Origin of the sequence: Paenibacillus sp. FSL H3-0457 (genome assembly GCF_037981725.1) — a bacterium.
GTDB lineage: Bacteria > Bacillota > Bacilli > Paenibacillales > Paenibacillaceae > Paenibacillus > Paenibacillus amylolyticus.
Window position 1 is genome coordinate 422,225 of sequence record NZ_CP150283.1, and the last position, 18,901, is coordinate 441,125.

General features: G+C 45.7%; 16 protein-coding genes. 11 read left to right on the forward strand and 5 right to left on the reverse strand.

Translation table 11 applies throughout. From position 1 onward, the window contains the following. Positions 1 to 224: 224 nt before the first annotated feature. Complete coding sequence (locus tag MHH25_RS02025; RefSeq protein WP_036616815.1) at positions 225 to 2,291, forward strand: methyl-accepting chemotaxis protein; 2,067 nt, start codon at positions 225 to 227, stop codon at positions 2,289 to 2,291. A gap of 153 nt (positions 2,292 to 2,444) precedes the next feature. On the opposite strand, the gene MHH25_RS02030 is transcribed toward MHH25_RS02025, so the two are convergent. Next, a complete protein-coding gene (locus MHH25_RS02030; protein ID WP_036673084.1) occupies positions 2,445 to 3,308 on the reverse strand; it encodes a LysR family transcriptional regulator in 864 nt (287 codons plus the stop codon). 156 nt (positions 3,309 to 3,464) lie between these two features. On the opposite strand from MHH25_RS02030, the gene MHH25_RS02035 reads away from it, so the two are divergent. Continuing rightward, positions 3,465 to 4,526: an alkene reductase gene (locus tag MHH25_RS02035; RefSeq protein ID WP_340018984.1), complete on the forward strand. Its 1,062-nt coding sequence runs from the start codon at positions 3,465 to 3,467 to the stop codon at positions 4,524 to 4,526. 45 nt (positions 4,527 to 4,571) lie between these two features. Here the strand turns inward: MHH25_RS02035 and MHH25_RS02040 are convergent, their stop codons facing one another. Both MHH25_RS02040 and MHH25_RS02045 read right to left on the reverse strand, forming a co-directional pair. After that, positions 4,572 to 5,846, reverse strand: a complete 1,275-nt coding sequence (locus MHH25_RS02040) for an MFS transporter (RefSeq protein ID WP_340018986.1) — start codon at positions 5,844 to 5,846, stop codon at positions 4,572 to 4,574. Positions 5,847 to 5,912: 66 nt separating this feature from the next. Next, positions 5,913 to 7,160: an ATP-grasp domain-containing protein gene (locus MHH25_RS02045; RefSeq protein ID WP_340018988.1), complete on the reverse strand. Its 1,248-nt coding sequence runs from the start codon at positions 7,158 to 7,160 to the stop codon at positions 5,913 to 5,915. A gap of 217 nt (positions 7,161 to 7,377) precedes the next feature. On the opposite strand from MHH25_RS02045, the gene MHH25_RS02050 reads away from it, so the two are divergent. After that, positions 7,378 to 7,941, forward strand: a complete 564-nt coding sequence (locus MHH25_RS02050; RefSeq protein WP_340018989.1) for a hypothetical protein — start codon at positions 7,378 to 7,380, stop codon at positions 7,939 to 7,941. Then, positions 7,938 to 8,348: a DUF2000 family protein gene (locus MHH25_RS02055; protein WP_076253917.1), complete on the forward strand. Its 411-nt coding sequence runs from the start codon at positions 7,938 to 7,940 to the stop codon at positions 8,346 to 8,348. The genes MHH25_RS02050 and MHH25_RS02055 overlap by 4 nt, the downstream gene beginning before the upstream one ends. Before the next feature lie 122 nt (positions 8,349 to 8,470). Here the strand turns inward: MHH25_RS02055 and MHH25_RS02060 are convergent, their stop codons facing one another. After that, positions 8,471 to 9,685: an MFS transporter gene (locus MHH25_RS02060; protein ID WP_036616595.1), complete on the reverse strand. Its 1,215-nt coding sequence runs from the start codon at positions 9,683 to 9,685 to the stop codon at positions 8,471 to 8,473. Positions 9,686 to 9,966: 281 nt separating this feature from the next. On the opposite strand from MHH25_RS02060, the gene MHH25_RS02065 reads away from it, so the two are divergent. Then, on the forward strand, positions 9,967 to 10,551 hold the full coding sequence (locus tag MHH25_RS02065; RefSeq protein ID WP_340018991.1) for a TetR/AcrR family transcriptional regulator: 585 nt from the start codon (positions 9,967 to 9,969) through the stop codon (positions 10,549 to 10,551). A gap of 94 nt (positions 10,552 to 10,645) precedes the next feature. Here the strand turns inward: MHH25_RS02065 and MHH25_RS02070 are convergent, their stop codons facing one another. After that, positions 10,646 to 11,770, reverse strand: coding sequence for an LLM class flavin-dependent oxidoreductase (locus MHH25_RS02070; protein WP_340018992.1), 1,125 nt, complete (start codon positions 11,768 to 11,770; stop codon positions 10,646 to 10,648). Positions 11,771 to 12,175: 405 nt separating this feature from the next. Here MHH25_RS02070 and MHH25_RS02075 point away from each other — a divergent pair, with 405 nt between their 5' ends. The 6 genes from MHH25_RS02075 (at position 12,176) to MHH25_RS02100 (ending at position 18,897) form a co-directional block, all read left to right on the forward strand. Further along, positions 12,176 to 13,420 (forward strand): transcriptional regulator, encoded by a 1,245-nt coding sequence (locus MHH25_RS02075; RefSeq protein ID WP_340018993.1) that lies wholly within the window; start codon positions 12,176 to 12,178, stop codon positions 13,418 to 13,420. 215 nt (positions 13,421 to 13,635) lie between these two features. Beyond that, positions 13,636 to 14,160, forward strand: a complete 525-nt coding sequence (locus MHH25_RS02080) for a pyruvate kinase (protein WP_340018994.1) — start codon at positions 13,636 to 13,638, stop codon at positions 14,158 to 14,160. A 310-nt stretch (positions 14,161 to 14,470) separates the two neighbouring features. Beyond that, positions 14,471 to 14,659 (forward strand): aspartyl-phosphate phosphatase Spo0E family protein, encoded by a 189-nt coding sequence (locus MHH25_RS02085; RefSeq protein ID WP_036616818.1) that lies wholly within the window; start codon positions 14,471 to 14,473, stop codon positions 14,657 to 14,659. 242 nt (positions 14,660 to 14,901) lie between these two features. Next, positions 14,902 to 16,725, forward strand: coding sequence for a sensor histidine kinase (locus MHH25_RS02090; RefSeq protein ID WP_340018995.1), 1,824 nt, complete (start codon positions 14,902 to 14,904; stop codon positions 16,723 to 16,725). Between the two features lie 5 nt (positions 16,726 to 16,730). After that, entirely contained in the window at positions 16,731 to 17,498 is a 768-nt protein-coding gene (locus MHH25_RS02095; RefSeq protein ID WP_340018996.1) for a response regulator, read from the forward strand. Positions 17,499 to 17,601: 103 nt separating this feature from the next. Continuing rightward, on the forward strand, positions 17,602 to 18,897 hold the full coding sequence (locus MHH25_RS02100) for a sugar ABC transporter substrate-binding protein (RefSeq protein WP_340018997.1): 1,296 nt from the start codon (positions 17,602 to 17,604) through the stop codon (positions 18,895 to 18,897). Positions 18,898 to 18,901: the final 4 nt, after the last annotated feature.

Consider the following 18,901-nt stretch of genomic DNA (forward strand, 5'->3'; position numbering starts at 1 on the left):
GAATCATAATCAAATTTAAAAGGGTCTGTTAGATAACGGCAACATCCATTCCCAAGATGGATAGTCGATCTGACAGGCCATTTTTTTATGTTTGCTATCAGAATTTCAAAAAAAAGAAAAACAGTGGCAATATCTCCCTAATTGATCAATTTTACTATGGATTTTTCCGATAATGTATGTACATCGTTCAGATGCAGATGGTTCAGGGAAGTGGGGAGAAGGAAATGGGGAAAAGAAAAGGTGTAGGGCATAAGCTCAAAAATATGTCGCTTAAAATCAAGCTGCCTTTCATGATCAGTGTATTGGTTGTGTTGGTTCTGCTGGGTGCAACAACCACAAGTTATATGATTTCATCTGATGTTGTGGTCAAGAAAAGCAAGGATGAAATGAATGTGATGGCTGACCGCCTTGGGGAAGGGCTTTGGACAGCTATGCAGCTTCAACAACAATTGAGTCATGCGATATCCGTACATAGTACTTTTAAAGAACTCTTAAAGTTGCGTGATACGAACGAAATGCCAAATGATACCTTTTTCACAGATGAGAATCCATATTTCAACAGAGCAAATACGATTCTCACTGACAGTATATCCGATACGGAAGGCTCCAAGCCGGACCTGTTCGTATTTGACAAGGAAGGAACGATGGTGGCGGGGACCATGCCAGAAGTCATTGGTCAGTCACGGGGAGATCGGGAATATTTTAAGGAATCCATACAGGGGAAATCCTTCATCAGTGACGCGGTCGTCTCTAAGACTAGCAAGAAGCTCATTATTGTATTCTCGGAGCCTATCACCGATGAACAGGGGAATTTACTGGGTGTGTTCGCCATGTCGGTGGACAGCAGCTTTTTCCTGGGGCAACTGGGAGACATTAAAATCAATGCCGAAGGCAGAGTTGAAGTGCTGAGCCGTAGCGGCATCATCATGTATGATTCACTGGACCCTTCCATTGTGGGACAAACGCTGGAAGCGGACAAGGAAGCGATGGGAATCATCGAGGCCAGAGCCACTGACAAAGTGAAAATCACTTCGATGGATCGAGATAACATCTATTATCGTATTAATCAGATTCCTGGTGCAGATCTATCTGTGGTCATCATTGACGATTATGACGATATCAAGCGCCCAATAGATGATATCCAACGTCAGATGGTTATCGTGACCTTGATCGGAGTTGTTCTGGCTATTGGTGTGGGATTGCTGATTTCTCGTAGTATTACAAGACCTATCATTCGTCTGATCGGGCTGTTCCAACAGCTTGCTCAAGGAAATCTGACCGTTAAGGCCAATGGCAGATATAACAGTGAATTCAAGGATCTGGCGGACAGCTTTAATGGTATGGTGGAGCAGAACAGGAATCTCATTACCGATATGAATAATTCAATCCATGTCCTTCAAGCCAGCACTCAGGAGTTGGAGGAGACATCCAGACAGACGGCAAGATCCATTGATGAGACATCGGCGACGTCCATGGGGATTGCAAAAGCCATGGAGGCCCAATCGGAAGATACCGAGCAGATTGCAGGCAAATTCAACAGCTTTGGCGATAAAGTGGCTGCCATGAACAGCAGTGCACAGGATGTGAAGGCAAGAGCGGATGAGATCGAAACGGTATTCCACAACGGGAATGAAGTCGTGAATGAACTGATGCGTATCAACGAGGTGAACGAACGGGAAGTGGAGAAAATCTCGGAGATCACCGTCAAACTTCAAACCAGTTCGGGCAGTATTAGTCAGATCACGGAAGCCATCAGCCAGATTGCGAAGCAGACCAATCTGCTTGCATTGAATGCTTCCATTGAAGCATCACGGGCAGGTGAACATGGCAGAGGATTTGCAGTTGTAGCTGAGGAGATCCGCAACCTGGCAGAGCAGAGTTCCCGCCAGTCCAAGGAAATCTCCAGCATTATCGAGCAGAATCTGGCCGATGTCGCCGAGAACAACCAAAGTGTTGCCGAAATTCACACCATCTCATCCAGACAGGATGAACTTGTCTTGCAGACTCGTCAGGCATTTGATGTGATTTTGGAGAAGGTAACGGTCATTAATCAACAGATCGCTACGATGGCAGGACAGATGCAGGAGATGTTACAGAACAAGGATGACGTACTGGAGTCAGCCCATAGTTTGTCGGCTTCAGGAGAGCAGGTATCCGCTTCGGTTGAAGAGGTAACAGCAACCATGATGGAGCAATCTTCAACAGTACAGCAGTTGGCCAACATGGTGGATACGATCGATCAATTGACGCAAAAGCTGGCCGAATCGGCTGCGCGATTCAAGGTGGAGTAAGGGTTAATTGAATAGCTATAGAGGGAAGCAAGGCAAAAGGCACTCTGTATGAGTGCCTTTTGCTTTGTTTTTTATGGTCTCGATCAATGTGCTTTAGTCCATTTAGTGATCAATAAGATCAGCGGTTGAAAGAGGGGTACTAAGTTATCTATATCAAAACGTAATGCACTTCTGATTCAGCAGCTTCATGAATTGATCCAGCGCACTGCTGACATACCGATCCTCACCGCGGACAAAGGTTGTCGTGGTATGGGTAAAACGATCTGCCAGATCAAATACGGAGAAATCATCCGGTTTCTTGTGAATAACATTGCACGGCATAATGGTAAAAGCAATTCCAGACTCCACACAGCTAAGCAGGTTTTCCATCGTACTCACTTCGATGATATTACGTGCGGACAGTCCCTCTTCCTGCAAAAATTCTTCGGTCATTTCACGATAAGGACAGCCCTCGGGGAAAACAACCCATGATACTTGGCACAGACTTTCAGGTGGTGTATCCATCTTCTTGGAGATGATATGAACCGTGTCCTGCATCTCATATTCCACCTTCAGACCCTCTTTCACACAAGCCCCGCTGATAAAAGCACCATCAATCTCATCGTCCTGTATTTTCTTGCGCAGTACTTTGGGTGAAGTGGCGTTGACGAGTGAGATGGACACCTTCGGGTAGGTTATCTGATATTCATTCAGAATCTCCATAAAGCGGCTGGATGCCGCCGTTTCCACAATGCCGATTTTCAGCGTGCCGGAAGGCTCACCGGGATCGGTCATATCCTGCTTCAGATCGTGCAAAAGGTTGTGAATCTGTGTGGCGTACTGGACGAACTGTTCTCCTTTGGAGGTCAGTACAACGCCTTTGGGAAATCGGTTGAACAGCTGGATCTGATATTCCTGCTCCAGTTTTTTGATGCGTGTAGTGACATTGGATTGCGCGTAATTCAGTTCTTTGGCGGCCTGTGAGATTTTGCCTGAACGCGCCACCGCGAGAACAATATCGATATCGGAAAGTTCCATGCTGTATCCTCCTGAACGTGGATTAACACCAATTAATTCGGCAGATGGTGATGTTAGGTATCTCTCTGAGAGATACAACTATATATTTAAATCATTTTACGATATATCGGAGCCGCCGTACAATATCCTTAATGACAAAGAGAGTAGGGATATGACATGGATAACACGAATACACGTTCAACATTATTAAGCCCGGTAACGATTCATCAGTGGCAATTAAGGAACCGAATTGTGATGGCACCGTTGACCCGGGGATTTGCTGATGATCGGGAGGGGACCGTGACGGATGAGATGGTGGCGTATTATGAGCAGCGTGCGCGAGATGGTGTGGGGCTGATTATTACCGAGGGCATTAACCCCAATCTGGCAGGCAAAGGCACTTACGGCATCCCCGGTTTATATACAGAGGAACAGACGACTTCTTGGAAAAGGGTAACGGATGCTGTCCACAAACATGGCGGCACCATTATTGCTCAACTGTGGCATGTCGGCAGGTTGTCCCACTCCGATCTGATCGGAACCGCTCCACTGGCACCTTCCAGCCTTGCGGCAGAGGGAAGAGTTCATAAGCTGCATAAACCGTATCAGGTTCCTCAAGCGATGAGTGCACAGGATATAGCGGATACCATTCAGCATTTTCAGACGGCCGCCCGCAATGCAGTTCTGGCAGGGTTCGACGGGATCGAGCTGCATGCTGCGCATGGGTATCTGATCGACCAGTTTATCAATGAGAAGACCAACCAAAGAACAGATGAATATGGAGGAGACACAGCAGGCAGATTGCGGTTCTTGCGGGATATTATTGTGGCTGTGAAAAAAGAGATCAGTGTAGATCGCATATCGGTACGATTTTCCGAGAAAAAGGATGATGATGCATCCTATGCATGGGCAGATCAAGCTGGAATGATCGATGCATATCTTAATTTGTTCCGTGAGACGGGAATTACAATCTTGCATCCCTCAACAGATCAATATACAAAAGCGTGGGAAGAGGAGCAGTCCTTTCACGAGCGGATTCGAAGTCGGTGGGATGGAATCATTATTGGTGTGGGGAATTTGGATGTTCAGACCGCAGAGCACGCGATTGGTAAGGGAAGCATAGATCTGGTTGCGTTCGGCAGACCGTTTATCGCCAATCCAGATCTGGTACAGAGATTGCATACGGGTCAGCAATTGGTCGAGTATGATGCGAATGCACATTTGCCTGTTTTGGTGTGAAAATAAAGTGAAAAAAGGGCAGAATAGGCTGCCCTGCCCTGAGGTTCAGATACTTTTTGAGTGATCCAGCGGCTTCATTTCGTTTCTTCTTGTTGAGCTTTTTTCGATATACCAGAGAATGATCATAGACAACCCATAGAACAGACTGACAGCCAGAATAATGATCCATACACTTTCCATGTCCATGCTTTTGATGAAAATGCCTGTCAAATATGGACTAAGTGTATAACCCAGGCAACCTACGAATAACAGCAAGCCATTAAACCGCCCCTGATGTGTATCGGGTACACGCGAAGCAATATACAGATTGATATTGGTCTGCACGAGAATCTCTCCAATGGTCCATAGCACCGTGGATAAGGCGACGATGGAAAAATGGGGGAAGGTTCCGAGCAGGTTCAAGGCTCCAAATCCGATTCCATAGAAGAGTGCGCCTGTAGCTATGGAGTTTAGGGCAGTTAATTTGCGTGTAGCGGACAGGATAACGGTGGTAAGAATAATGACGCTAATGGCATTGATGGTCATGACAGAGCCGTAATAGGCTGCCCCGTTCTCGCCAAACGAGTGATTCATCTGGAGCGGGAGGCTAAATGAGTATTGCATATAGATAAAATAGTTAAGAAATGACACAACGATGAAGAAGGCAACGAGTGGATTTTTCAGCAGTAGTCTGAATAACGGCGAAGGCGGTTGGCTCGATCGTTGTTGTCCAGCATGTTCGCTGTTTGTTGATGCCAATTCCTTGCGTGTGCCGATCTTAACCTGGTTGATGATGATAAAGGTAGATATCAGAAACACGGTACCGATACTTATAAAGACAATGTTGACGTGATCTTTGATAAAAAAACCGGCGATCAGTGGTCCGATGGCTATACCCAGATTGGCCCCCAGATACATGAGGGAAAAGGCGGACTTTCGCTCTTTCTCCTCCGTGCACAGTTGAATAATCAGTGCATTATAAGCAGGTCGGGTGATACTGATGAAAAACATGACTGCAATCAGAAGATAACCAACGGTAAGGGTGCCTGACCAAAAAGAGCAGCTTATAATCATGATGGCAGACAACAGTTGCCCAATGACAATAATCGTTTTTTTGCCCATAACATCGCTTAAATAGCCGCCGAGAAGTACACCGGGTCCGCTAATTAGGGCTGCCATGGACACAAAGATCCCTGCACTGACCACATTCATGCCCATCTGTAACGTAAGCACCAAGGTAATCAGGGAGAATACAAAATCTCCCGTGCTGTTAATCGTTCTGGCTAAACAGAGATAATAGATATCGCGGCTCAGACCCGCGTAGGTTTTGAATAAAGACAATAATTCCAGCCCTCCCCAAGATAAACGTCACTCCAGACCAAAAACGGTGAGGATCATCCGTACATCTTATACAGTTTCAGTTTCAGCAACCGTCACTTCAATCTTGAAACGATCGTACATATCCAGCAGGGTTTGACGCAATTCCTCGAACGAATCACCCTCCACGATAGCATAGCCTGATCGGGTCATGGTATCGTTGACGTCCCCGGCGCGCTGCCCCACTTGATAGGATACATTGAACTCAATGATGCCAGGGATATCCGCATAATCCTCTATCCCGGATATGTGTTGAATTACCCCTGCGCGTGAAGGGAAGCAGATCATGCCTGTGAATTTATGGCTCGTCTCCTGTTGCTTAAATTCATATATTCCAACTTCCAGATCAGTGACGGCTTCGAAGAAATCAACGCCATGGGTGTTCTTGATACAAGGAGGCATAACATGCGATCCCCCGATTCTTGCACCAATTTCTCCAAACACCACTTCTCCTTCCGGAGTCAGAAAAAGTTCGGCATGTGTTACGGATTGATTGATACCCAAGGCAGCAATGACCTGTTCATTGAGTTCTTTGATGTGATGGATAAAATCAGCTTCCGTGCCTTCAGGGAACGTAATACTGGCTGGAGGTTTCTGCTTCGTCGCAATATCCAGGCAGTTATACAGGTATTGGGAAACAGATGCAAATACAACTTTGCCCTTGGACACAATGGAATCACAATGAAACTCCGTACCGTGGATGAATTCCTCCAGCAAATCCCTTTGCTGTGCTTGTCTTGTATGGTGTAGATAATGTACCAGTTCATCCATGCTGGATAATTTGAACGTATTGATACTTCCATATCCGCTGAGTGGCTTCACAATAATCGGAAACCCGTGTACAGCAGTGAAACGAATATAGTCCTGTTCATGTAGAGCAATTGCAATTTCGGATGTCCGAATTCCGCGTTGATGCAGCATTTGTTTCATGATCCATTTGTTGCGAACAGCCTCAGCCTGATTGCGCTGCATACCGGGGATCCCGAACTCGGAACGGAGCTGACCACCGATCTCAATCGCATTCTCACCCGGCGTTAACAGAGCAGAGATGGAATGGGATTCTCGGATCTGCATCATATGCTCCCGGATGGCATCTACGGACTCCAGATGATCGACATATCTAATTTCGTCAAAGAAGTCCCTGAGGACCTCATCATGATGCAAATTATGCCGTTCAATAATCAGAATTTTCTTGTGATCCGCCAATTTCTGCAAAGGTTTAACGAAGTTTAATCCAGTTGGAAGCCTGAAATCAGATATGTATACAATGGTTTTCATACGTTCTCGTATATCCCCTTTCAACAAAATACTAAAAATAGTAAAAATTCATTTCATAACATTATAGCTCAATATTTTCCATTTTGAATACACCTTTTGGTTAAAAATATGAACCAAAATACATATTTATGATGCGTTAAAGTGTTAATTGACAATAGGAAAATTTTGGTATACGATCTTTAGCGGATTAGAAATAAAAAGGAGGAAATAGAAATAAATGGAGATCATTAAAGAGAAATATGCCATACTGGGAACGCTGGGAGACGATGAAGGATTCCTGACTTGCAGCATGCATATCGCGAAAAAGCTAGGCAACTCGGAACGTATCAAGCCATACCCTGAATTTGAAGCGGCTGCGGAAGACTTGAGATCAGGGATCATATCCTGCTTGCTGGTCCCCGGGGCGTATCCCAAGCTCAACAGCTTTATCATGGATTCTGAACTAGCGGTGTCTGAGAGCTTTGTGGAGAAAATTCCTGCGCTGGTTCTATCCGGCTTCCATGCGGTATGTCCCGATCAGATCGATATTATCTATCATCATCCAGCAACCACTTACTTGTTATCTGAACTTGATACAACCTATAGAGAGAACAGCACCGTATCGTCCAACCCTGAAGCTTGCAGGAAGGTCATGCACAACACGGAGAAGTCCATTGCGCTCACGAATCAGCTATGCGCTGATCATTACGGGCTTGTGACCTACAAAGTATTGCGCGAGGGAATCAATATGCCATGGGTATGTTTTACACAAAATACACAGAGGGTGAATACAGTCATATGAAAAGAATTGCTATTATACTGGATAAAAATCTGGAACCTGGCGCCGCCGCTAATGTGGCTGCCCTGTTAATGGGACAAGCAGCCCTGAATGAGCCGGGGTTATATGCTGATCAACCTGTGCTGGATCATAGCGGCGTTCAGCATGCGGGCATCCGATATAGCACTGTCATTCTGAAGGCCGGGGAGAATCAACTGATCAATCTGGCCAAACTCTGCTCAGATGACAGCGGGGGACTGAGCCATGTTGTTTTTTCACAGACAGGCCAGTCGCTCAACAATGCCTTTGAACAATATGCAGTTGAGATTGCTTCGATGGAATTGGAAGCTACCAAAGTGGTAGGTGTCATTGTATGGGGCGAGGATGATCAAGTTAGGGCAGCGACCAAAAAATTCAGTGTCATGAAATAAGGGAAAAGGGCAGAAGCGGATCTTTAGAGATCACTCTGCCCTTCTTTATATATGAAAGAATTGTTATAGAGGTTGTTCAAAAGTCCGATTTTGATTAGGAAGGATGCCTGAAGGCATCGCACTTATAGATGTTTGCTGACAACGGCAGCTTTCTTTTCCGTAAAGTAATACACCAAAGCGAGCAGCGGCATAATCAGGCCAATCAGCGTTGTGAGACTCCAACCTCCGTTAGCATAAGACCAGCTTCCAAGAGATGAACCAATCGCACCGCCGACAAAAAAGATCGACATGAATATGCCATTCACACGTCCTCTCGCTTCACTTCCTAAGGAGTAGATAATGCGTTGACCCAGCACCAGATTTCCCGAGACAGCCATATCCAGTGTGATCGCGACGATCACAAGCAGTATCAGTGCTAACGTGGAGTGACTCTGGAACGCATAAGCAAGACCAAACGAAGCAGCAGCGATCACCATGGCAGCACCTGTCAGAATACGTGTTAGTCCGCGATCAGCCAGTCTCCCGGCAATGGGAGCGGCAATAGCACCACCGACACCAGCCAGTGCGAACCAGGCAATCCCTTGCTGTGACATATCAAAATCGTTAGCGAGCCTGAGCGGAACCGTAGTCCAGAACAAGCTGAAAGCACCAAACAGACTGGCCTGATAGAACGCCCGGCGGCGCAGCAGCGGCATCGTTCTGAACAGTGTGCCCAAGGACACAATTAATTGCCCGTATTTCAAGGTGGGTTCAGGCTGGCGAGCAGGAAGAGCACGTGATAGGAGCAGCATTAGAAGTGTTATGACAATGGCGGAGAATACAAAGACCGTCTGCCATCCGAAGAGGCTGGTGATAAAGCTTGCGACAGGACGTGCCAGCATGATGCCCAGCAACAGACCACTCATTACATTGCCAACAACCCGTCCGCGTTGTTCCTCGGAAGTAAGATATGTCGCATAGGGCACCAGAATTTGAGCGACAACAGAACCTATCCCAATGAACAGAGAGGCAGTCAGAAATACAACAGCAGTGGGCGAGAAAGCCGCAGCAATCAGGGCGACAACCAGTACGATGAGGAAAAGCACGACCAGGCGTCGATTCTCGGTAATGTCACTGAGCGGCACGATAAACAGCAAACCAATGACATAACCAATCTGAGTCAACGTTACGATCAATCCGGCAGCGGCAGAAGACAGACCCGTTGTCATGCTGATCGGACCGATAACGGTCTGAGCATAATACAGGTTTGCCACGATCAATCCACAAGCTGATGCCAGCAAAAAAATAATCCAGGTGGGTACAGGTGCCTTCTTCACTTGTTGTCTCATATCCATCATAATCATCCTCCACAGTTCTAAATAGGTATTCCCAATAAACAGGTGATATTTAAAAACATTAATTACTAAACGGTGTGTACACTAATTACAAATATATAATAAACTAAACGTACAGTATTGTAAATAGGCTCTACATATTTTAATGAGAATATAATTGAGGATGAAAAGGTGAGCGTAGGATGGAATTGTGTGTACTCATGGCAGTTTAGTATAATGAACGTATCGTTTTTATGAAAAATACTGATGATTAAATATATTTTATACATCAAGGAGGGTTCAAGATGACTGCCAAAAGAGGACGTCCACGTAACATGGAAACCCAGAATGCCATTCTTACAGCATCGTATGAGTTGTTGTTGGAGCACGGATTCGGGGCAGTTACAATCGAGAAGATTGCTGAACGTGCACAGGTGAGCAAAGCCACTATCTACAAATGGTGGCCGAATAAAGGCGCTGTCATCATGGACGGATATATGTCTGCGGCAACGGCAAGATTGCCAGTGCCGCAGACAGGCTCGGTATTGGAGGATATACGCATACATGCGAGTAATCTGGTTCGTTTTTTGACCAGTCGGGAAGGAAAAGTGATTACACAGATTATAGGGGAAGGGCAGTCGGATGCAGGGCTTGCCGAAGAATACCGTACAAGGTACATCCAACCACGTCGACGTGAAGCTCGGGGAATTCTGGAGAAGGGTGTGGAGCGCGGCGAATTAAAGAGTGGGACGGACATTGGATTATACATTGATCTGATCTATGGACCGGTGTTCTATCGTATGTTAGTGACGGGGGAAGCGATGGATGATGCGTTTGTAGATCTGATGCTCCGTTCATTGTTGGAAGGCATTCAGTCCAAGAAGAAATAGGGATAGCCACGATACAAGTGGGAGGAAGAGGGAAGAGGGCGATTCGTAGGAATCACCCTGGAAGGAGCACATGTATATTGTACGTGGGAGATTGTTAGACCTGGAATATAGGTGAGATGGCTGTGGGCCACGAATCTGTAACATTAGAGGAAAGGAAGGATGAGTGCTGGGTTAACACCGGGGGTTCATTCCATACCGAACTGGGCAGCTCGCGGCGTAATATAGGGGCAACTTCCTTGGCAAAACGCTCCACTTGCTCCAGTTGCTCGCTATGCGTCAGTCCATCTACGCTGATACTCAGCACCTGATGTCCGTAAGCGGCATGATAGTCCAGAATTTTCTCAATGACCTGTTCCGGACTGCCAATTAACGCAGGACCTCGTGCAATGTTATCCTCCAGATCGGTGAAGGGCGACTGGTTATGCTGTGCGGCGGCGGTGGCATGGAACGCTTCATAATATGGCTTATAACGACGAATGGCTTCTTCGCCCGTATCCGCAAGATAGAGGCTGCCGGCACCAGAGCCAATCACTGCTTGCTGCGGATCATGACCATAATAATCGAGGCGTTCCCGATAATGATCAATTAACGCTTTGTATTTGGCTTGCGGGTGAAAAGAATTCGACGTAAAGAGCGGCTCGCCATATTTGGCAGCGAGTTCCGTCGAGACCGTGCTGGACGCGCTACCATGCCAGATTGGGATGGATTGCTGAAGCGGTCTGGGCCACGTGGTCACTCCATCAAGCGGAGGGCGATACGTTCCCTGCCAGGTTACATTCTCTTCAGACCACAGCCGTTTTAGCAGATGGTAGCGTTCATCGAGTGAGTCCCATTGTTCCTCTTCGCTTATGCCGAACAGCGGATAGTGCCGAGGGTCATTGCCTTTCCCGATGATCATCTCCAGCCGTCCACCCGATAATTGATCCAACGTGGCATAATCCTCGGCAACCCGGACTGGATCGAGTATACTAAGCACAGTGACGGTGGTTAGTAACCGAATGCGTGTGGTTGCTGCGGCTATTGCAGTTAATACGACAGGTGGCGAGGAAGATAGAAAAGGCGCACCGTGTCGTTCACCGATTCCATAGGCATCGAAACCCAGTCGTTCAGCCAGCTTTGCCTGCTCTAATATATTGTGGAATTTCTGCTGAGTTGTCAGAGCTTCCCCGGTTACGGCATTAGGCAGATTCATCATGAGACTAAACAAGGCAAATTTCATCTGACCTTCTCCTCGAACTGAATTGATAGTATCTGTGTTGTATAATCCCATTGAAATAGTAGGATATATAAGTTGGATTAAATGTATCATGTTCTAACGGATTCTTCTAATGGATTTTTTCTATAAGCAGGAACAGCGAGGCCTCCTTGCATAAATGTGAAGGGAATTGCCACGATTTTTATTGACCGCTGTAAAATTTAGGATTAAAATTGTGCTTATCATATAAATTCAAAATTATGGATTTTCATTGTGGAGGTGGGATACATGGAACCTACAACTACGATACGCTCATATATTGAGGACTACATCAGGAAACAGGGGTACACCCTGCAGTATTTTGCCGATATATCGGGAGTTAACGCTGGAACGCTTAGCGCAATTATTAAGGGGACTCGGCCCATCGCTATGGCGCAACTGGATCTGATTACCCAAGGCATGAAGCTGGAAGAGGGGTATTTCTACGAGATTTATGGGGCTGAATGTTTCGTGGAATCGGCACCTCATTGGAGGAGACTGGAACCTTTCCTGCAACGCTGTGCTGAATTGGACAAGCTGGAATGTATTCATAAGGTTATCCAGGAAGTGACGGATGATCGCTCGTATATCTCGGAGTTGTTCGAGATGGCGGAAGGCATGCTTGAACGTGGACAGACGAAGGCTGCACGGATGTTGTACGAATGTGTGGCGGAGTGTGAGAAATATCAACACTCGGAACGTCTGGCTCTGTGCCAGTATCGCATCTTCACCCTCTCGCTTGGTCAGAATCAACATGATAACCTGCGGGCCGCTGTGCACTTTGAGCCATATATTAATCGGCTGGATGAGGAGAGGCAGCTGGATGCGATAAAAGACCTGGCGAATACATACTTGGCTCTAAGATACTGGGACAAGTTATTTTCCCTTTCGGATGAGTTGGATCAGAAAACTAAAATTTTACAATTATATACAAAGAAAAAAATTGATAAAAGTGAACGGTTAACCGCATACCCCTTATTTGTATATAGAGCATACTCAAATCTACTTAAATCTGCTGCTTGTGAGGGGCTGGGAAAATATGAAGAAGCACTTTACTATACAGGGGTTTATACAGATGTAGTGAATATTCATAATTCTAATGAAGAAGATCGAATGTATATATCTAAGTTTAAGGTTTGGGCAGAAGCGAACACATATGTCTATAAATTAATGATGGGTGATCTGAGTATTTTGCCAGCATACGTTGATTTTATCGAAATAAACGAATCAGAAGTGCTCCCTGCTATGACAAATATTTTGGAAGTGGCTAATAAATTCAACCAAGATATCAATGAAATACTTCATAAATTCAGTGTCCAAATCTATTCGGAAATTGATAAATTAAAAGGTTACACCGATCAGGTCAGGTCGGATATCTATATCACATTTTTACTTGGACAAAGTGTTTATCACCTTAATCGTGGTCAGTACCTTGAGGGTATGAATCAACTTTTATATTGTTTGAACGAAGCAGTTAAAATTAATAACCAAAAAGAGACTATACATTGTGCAGCGTTATATGAGAGATATAGACACATATCTACTCCAGATCATGCACAACAGTATAAAAAGATAATGATGGAGGTAGAGCGTAATTATGATAAAAAAGAAAATCGTTTATTTCATCTTGCTTAGTTTGTTAGTCGTTAATGTCAGCCAGTTGGGTTTATTTGATCATGGAATTCCTTTTGAAACATCCCTTACGACTACACATGGTGGTGGTAATTTATAGTCTTTAAGGGGAATTATCAGGTTTAAAAATGGTTTATTTCCGAGATTGGAAGTAAGCCTTTTTGTATTGATAACGTAGTTGAAAATTCTATTATACATAACGAAAAGAGGATTTATCATTGCAGATTGATATTCAGAAGCTTTACGACAAATATATAACGTTGGACCTTCCTAATCCATTCACTTTAGAGCAAATTCATGATCGACTAACCAAGAAATACTACGCTGAGAAGGTGGATTTAGAAGAGTTCTCCGACTTATGCAACGACCCATACGCCGGATTTGATCAGGCGGTTGCAGCTTATGTATTTAAGGATGAGAGGGGAACCAAGCAATTAATTAGCTTGAACAAGGATGAAGATATCCATGAGCCACTGGAATTTGCATGGATAATCAGATCCACTGTGCGAGGATTTTCTCTTCTATTAACTCTTGAGATCGATGTATTTTATGGGATGGAAGAGAGTGAGATGACTCTTGGCAATCAATGTTTTGAGGAATATCTGATCCTGCTCTATTTAACAGGTTACATTGAGTTTGAGAATGACTCCTTCATTAATCCATTACGTGCTCGTTATCGAGAGGGCTACAGACTTCGTTATTTTGGTATGCAGAACGGTGATGAAAATTACCTATACAAATAGATTACTTTTCGATAAATTTATTAACTTCTCGTGAGAGAAAGGTGCGAGAGATACTTAGGGTAAAATGGATAATATGTCCATAACGCACTTTAACGGTAAAGGATTCGCGTATTCTCGAATACGATATGTAGACATGTTATAATTTTCTTTGCCCACATCTTGTAGAAAAGAAGAGACGTCAACTCTCTATGCAAATTGCTTGATGTTGAAAGTATCTCTATGTAAATAAATATTTTATTCTGCAAAGGAATAAAATATGAATTTTTTGGCAATGTATCCTAAAATGTTATACAAAGAGGGGGTGCATGCTGTGAGTGAACCGGTACAGATCACAGATAAAATCGAACGGAACAGGCAAGAGTTGAGTCGTTTGGCGGAGAATCATGGCATGCAGGACAACAAAGTCCTCCGACAGTCCATGGTACTGGACGAGCTTATTAATGAATATAATCGATTCAAATATAAAAGCCATCTCAGGAACAGACAACCGATTGCATAATGCAGTCGGTTTTTTGGTCTAATTAGTGTTCTATAGAAATAGCGTAGTCGACTGTAGCGATACAGTCGACTTTTTGGCGTTCACCCTGAAACCTATGCGGATAACTTGAAATTCCGTACCAATTCCAGGATTGGCAGGATAGCGAATGATCATTAAAACTGGATATGATGACCCCAGTTATATCCAGATTGATCTGTGAAGGGGGCTCATACAATGATCGGGAGAGGGAGGGATGAACGGAAATGATGGACAAGGTACGCGTTTTTCTCGGAAAAAACGTAAACCTGCGCACCAAGTTGCTCCTGTTGTTCCTGGCGCTGACGTTACTGCCGCTAAGTTTACAGGGAGTGATGAACTACAAGCATTTCTCGCAGACGATGGATCGCAAGACCGAGCAGTTCACCATTGATATGGTTCGCCAGATTAACGCCAATCTGAATCGGCTGCTGAAGGACTTTGAGCGGTTGTCGCTCTTGCCGCTTTACGATCAGATGGTGCTTGGCATTCTAGGGAAATACAACGCTTCAATGGGGTCGGGAACATGGGCGAGGTCGGAGGATTATCTGAAAATGAAGCTTTACACATCGGGTCAAGCTTATGACCGGCCCGAGATTCGGGGAATTCACCTGATCAGCAACAGCGGCATTTTGTTCTCCAATCTCGATTCACTGGCGGTCAAGCCGGTATGGGACAGCAGGCAGGATGACTGGTTTACAGAACTTAACGACTCCGAAGGGACATGGCGCCTGCTTCCTCCGCATGAACCCGGCTATTACATGGGCGGTCAGCAAGAATCGTATATATCGGTGGGCAGAGTGCTTCGAGATCCGGGAACGCTCCAGCGATTGGGTTACATTTTGATTGACATCCGTCTGGAGGCCTTCGGCGAACTGTTATCCAATCTGAATTATGAGCAAGATGCAAGCCTGATGATTGTAGACAGCAAGCAGCGTCTGCTGTTCGAACGGACCTCAATCGGAGGAATGTCTGCGTACGACCAGTTGCTAATGCAGGGACAGCTTCAAAGCTATGCAGGAAACCAAAAAGTTGTTCTGGATGGGCAGCCCTATCTCTATGTACAACACCATTCCAGCTATTCTGGGCTTTCGGTGATCAGTCTTACACCTATTGCTGTGATTCAAAAGGAGTCGGGTGAGATGCTCACCTTCACAATATGGTTCGCAGTGTTGTGTATGGCGGGTATAGCGATTCTGGCGGTTCTTTTATCCTATCGCATCACCCGGCCACTGATTCGACTGAAGCACCACATGATTCGGGTGGAGCAGGGAGATTTTAGCCAGCGTGTAGCATACTTCAGCAGTGATGAATTCGGGCAGATAAGCCGGGGCTTTAACCGCATGATGGAAGAGATTCATCGACTGTTCAATGAGGTGTTTCTGCTGGGCATTCAAGAGCGGGAGGCAGAGTTGTCAGCGTTGCAAAGCCAGATGAATCCCCATTTTATATACAACACGCTGGAGTCCATTAACATGATGGCCATTCGCCAGAAGCATGCAGAGGTGTCGGACATGGTGACAGCGCTTGGCAAGCTGCTGCGTTATACGATTGATAAGGTGGACCGGATGGTTCCACTTGGGGAAGAACTGGCTTTTGTGCAATCCTATGTACGCATTCAGCAGGTACGTTACGACGGTAAGTTAGAGATTATCTATGACATCGAAGAAGGGATAACCGAGTATTTGATTCCCAAGCTGGTACTGCAACCGCTGGTGGAGAATGCAGTCTACCATGGCATTGAAGGGCAGGAAAATGGAGGAGTAATCTGGGTATCTGCCTTAAAATTCGACCAGGAGCTGCTGATTAGTGTACGAGACAACGGTAAGGGTATGACTCAGGCAAAGATGGACGAGTTAAATGAGTCCATATCAAAACAACCTTCCAATGAGGCATTACGTTGCCATGCCGGGGACAGTCTGGGGCTTAACAATATCGCCCAAAGGCTTCGCATCATGTATGGAGAAGGCGGCAGCCTAAGCATTGATGGAAGTCCCGGGCAGGGACTGGTGGTCACGATATCGATTCAACTTCTACCGAAAGGGGATTGAAGTGCATGTATAAAGTATTGCTTGTAGAGGATGAGACGGTCATCCGTCAGGGACTGAGGGAACTGATCGTACAAGTGTCTTCTCAGTTTCAGGTAACGGGCGAAGCATCGAGCGGTACCGAGGCGCTGGATTTTCTGAGATGTGAGGTGCCGGATGTGTTAATCACGGATATCCGCATGCGTGAAATGGACGGACTAACTTTGGTAAGCAAAGCAAGAGACATGTACCCTGAATTGCTAATGCTCATCATTAGCGGCTACGGCGAGTTTGAATATGCACGCAGAGCGATGGGGTTTGGAGTGTTGAACTACCTGTTGAAACCAATCGATCGTTATGAACTGGCATTATGCATACAAAAGATTCAATTGCTACTGGATCGCAGATACGGTATTTCAACCCTTTCTATCCCTGAGCCATCTGGCAAAACAGAACACGCTGGTGGAGATACACGGAAGATTATCCGAGATGTGAAGGAGCACATCAAGCAACATCCCGATGGAGATCTGCGACTTCAGACGATAGCAGATCTCGTTAACTTGAACCCTACTTATTTAAGCCAGTTGTTCAAGAACGAAATAGGCATCAATTATTCCGAATACATCACGGAGGCACGTATGGAGCGGGCCAAGTGGTTGCTGATCAACACGGGTCTCAAAATCTATGATGTGGCACGGTTATCCGGGCATCAGAGCCCCAAACACTTCATGCTGGTGTTCAAGCAGCAGGTGGGGTGGACCGCAGGAGAATATCGAGACCGATTCAGTATCTCTTGAAAAACCATACCATTTCTGTAGTTGACGTGATTTAAGGGGGAACGATGCTTTCGTTATACTTTGGTTGCACATGTATACCACGACGTCCATAAGGGGGATTTACATGAAAAAAGCAGGACTGATACTGGTGTTTATACTCATGATGATGGCTTCAATCGCGTGCGCAAGCTCCAATTCCGGCAGTGAATCTGGGAGTGCAGACGGAGAGAATGGAAAGGTCGAGCTGAAGTTCATGATGTGGGGCAATCAGGCGCATATGGATGTATACAACAAGTTGATTGATGACTTCACAAAGGAAAATCCAGGCATCAAAGTAACGATGGAATCCGTACCTTTCGCGGAATACCAGCAAAAAATTTCGGTGCTTGCCGCCGGAGGCTCTCTTCCCGATCTCGCCTGGGTATCGGAGCGAATGGTGCCACAATTCAAGTCCAACCACATTCTGGCCGATGTATCTGAGTTTAAAGATGATGCACAGTTTAAGCTGGATGATTATATTCCAAGTACATTGGATTTGTTCCGTGATGGCGATCAACTGCTGGGGCTACCTTTCTCTACACCTCCGGTGGTCATGTTTTACAATAAAGCGCTGTTTGACCAAGCCGGCCTGACTGATCCAAACACACTTGCTACCCAAGGACAATGGACATGGGAACAGTTCGAAGAGTCCGCCAAAGCCATTACCAGCAAGGATGCGACCAACCGAGTCTATGGCGCCAACTTTTTTCGCGACTGGAAGACCTGGGCGGTGCTTTCCTCCTACTCCTGGTCCAATGGAAGCGGTCCATTCGACGAAAGCATGACAACGTTCACCTGGAACGATGCCTATGGCGTACAGACCTTTGAATTACTGGAACGCATGATGTTCACCGATGAATCACACCCGAAGGCGGGCGAACAGGTCAGCTTTGATGCGGGTAATGTGGGCATGTTCTTTGATAATTACAGCTATGTTTCCAAAGCAAGAGAAATTACGGATTTTGAATGGAGCATCGCTCCTATGCCTTCCGGTTCTCAAGGCAGTGTGCCGATGCTGGGGCAGGCCGGATATGCCATGTTCAACGACAGTAAACATCCAGAGGAAACGAAGAAACTGTTGAAGTATTTTGCCAGTGAGCAGGGGATTCAGGCGACAGCCACCTACTTTGTGCCTCCGCGTACCTCTGTTCTGAACTCAGATGCATTCATTCTTCAGCCGAATAACCCGAGCAAAGAGCATATCGTGCAGGCGGTCATTGATGAAATGCCAAAAGCGCGCTTAATTCCCGGTCATATCCGTTGGCAGGATATCGACAATGCGGTATTGCAGGGATTTGACCGACTGTTTGCAAAGACAGCGACAGCTGAGGATAACCTGAAACAAATGCAGGAAGAGATCCAAAGTGTGTTGCAACCCTAAATCA

Bases quoted from the DNA above. Each gene is read 5' to 3' on its own strand.
- MHH25_RS02065 (WP_340018991.1), top strand. From the start codon at position 9,967: ATGACTGCCAAAAGAGGACGTCCACGTAACATGGAAACCCAGAATGCC.
- MHH25_RS02090 (WP_340018995.1), top strand. From the start codon at position 14,902: ATGATGGACAAGGTACGCGTTTTTCTCGGAAAAAACGTAAACCTGCGC.
- MHH25_RS02035 (WP_340018984.1), top strand. From the start codon at position 3,465: ATGGATAACACGAATACACGTTCAACATTATTAAGCCCGGTAACGATT.
- MHH25_RS02095 (WP_340018996.1), top strand. From the start codon at position 16,731: ATGTATAAAGTATTGCTTGTAGAGGATGAGACGGTCATCCGTCAGGGA.
- MHH25_RS02055 (WP_076253917.1), top strand. From the start codon at position 7,938: ATGAAAAGAATTGCTATTATACTGGATAAAAATCTGGAACCTGGCGCC.
- MHH25_RS02100 (WP_340018997.1), top strand. From the start codon at position 17,602: ATGAAAAAAGCAGGACTGATACTGGTGTTTATACTCATGATGATGGCT.
- MHH25_RS02045 (WP_340018988.1), bottom strand. From the start codon at position 7,160: ATGAAAACCATTGTATACATATCTGATTTCAGGCTTCCAACTGGATTA.
- MHH25_RS02030 (WP_036673084.1), bottom strand. From the start codon at position 3,308: ATGGAACTTTCCGATATCGATATTGTTCTCGCGGTGGCGCGTTCAGGC.
- MHH25_RS02050 (WP_340018989.1), top strand. From the start codon at position 7,378: ATGGAGATCATTAAAGAGAAATATGCCATACTGGGAACGCTGGGAGAC.
- MHH25_RS02070 (WP_340018992.1), bottom strand. From the start codon at position 11,770: ATGAAATTTGCCTTGTTTAGTCTCATGATGAATCTGCCTAATGCCGTA.
- MHH25_RS02025 (WP_036616815.1), top strand. From the start codon at position 225: ATGGGGAAAAGAAAAGGTGTAGGGCATAAGCTCAAAAATATGTCGCTT.
- MHH25_RS02060 (WP_036616595.1), bottom strand. From the start codon at position 9,685: ATGATGGATATGAGACAACAAGTGAAGAAGGCACCTGTACCCACCTGG.
- MHH25_RS02075 (WP_340018993.1), top strand. From the start codon at position 12,176: ATGGCGCAACTGGATCTGATTACCCAAGGCATGAAGCTGGAAGAGGGG.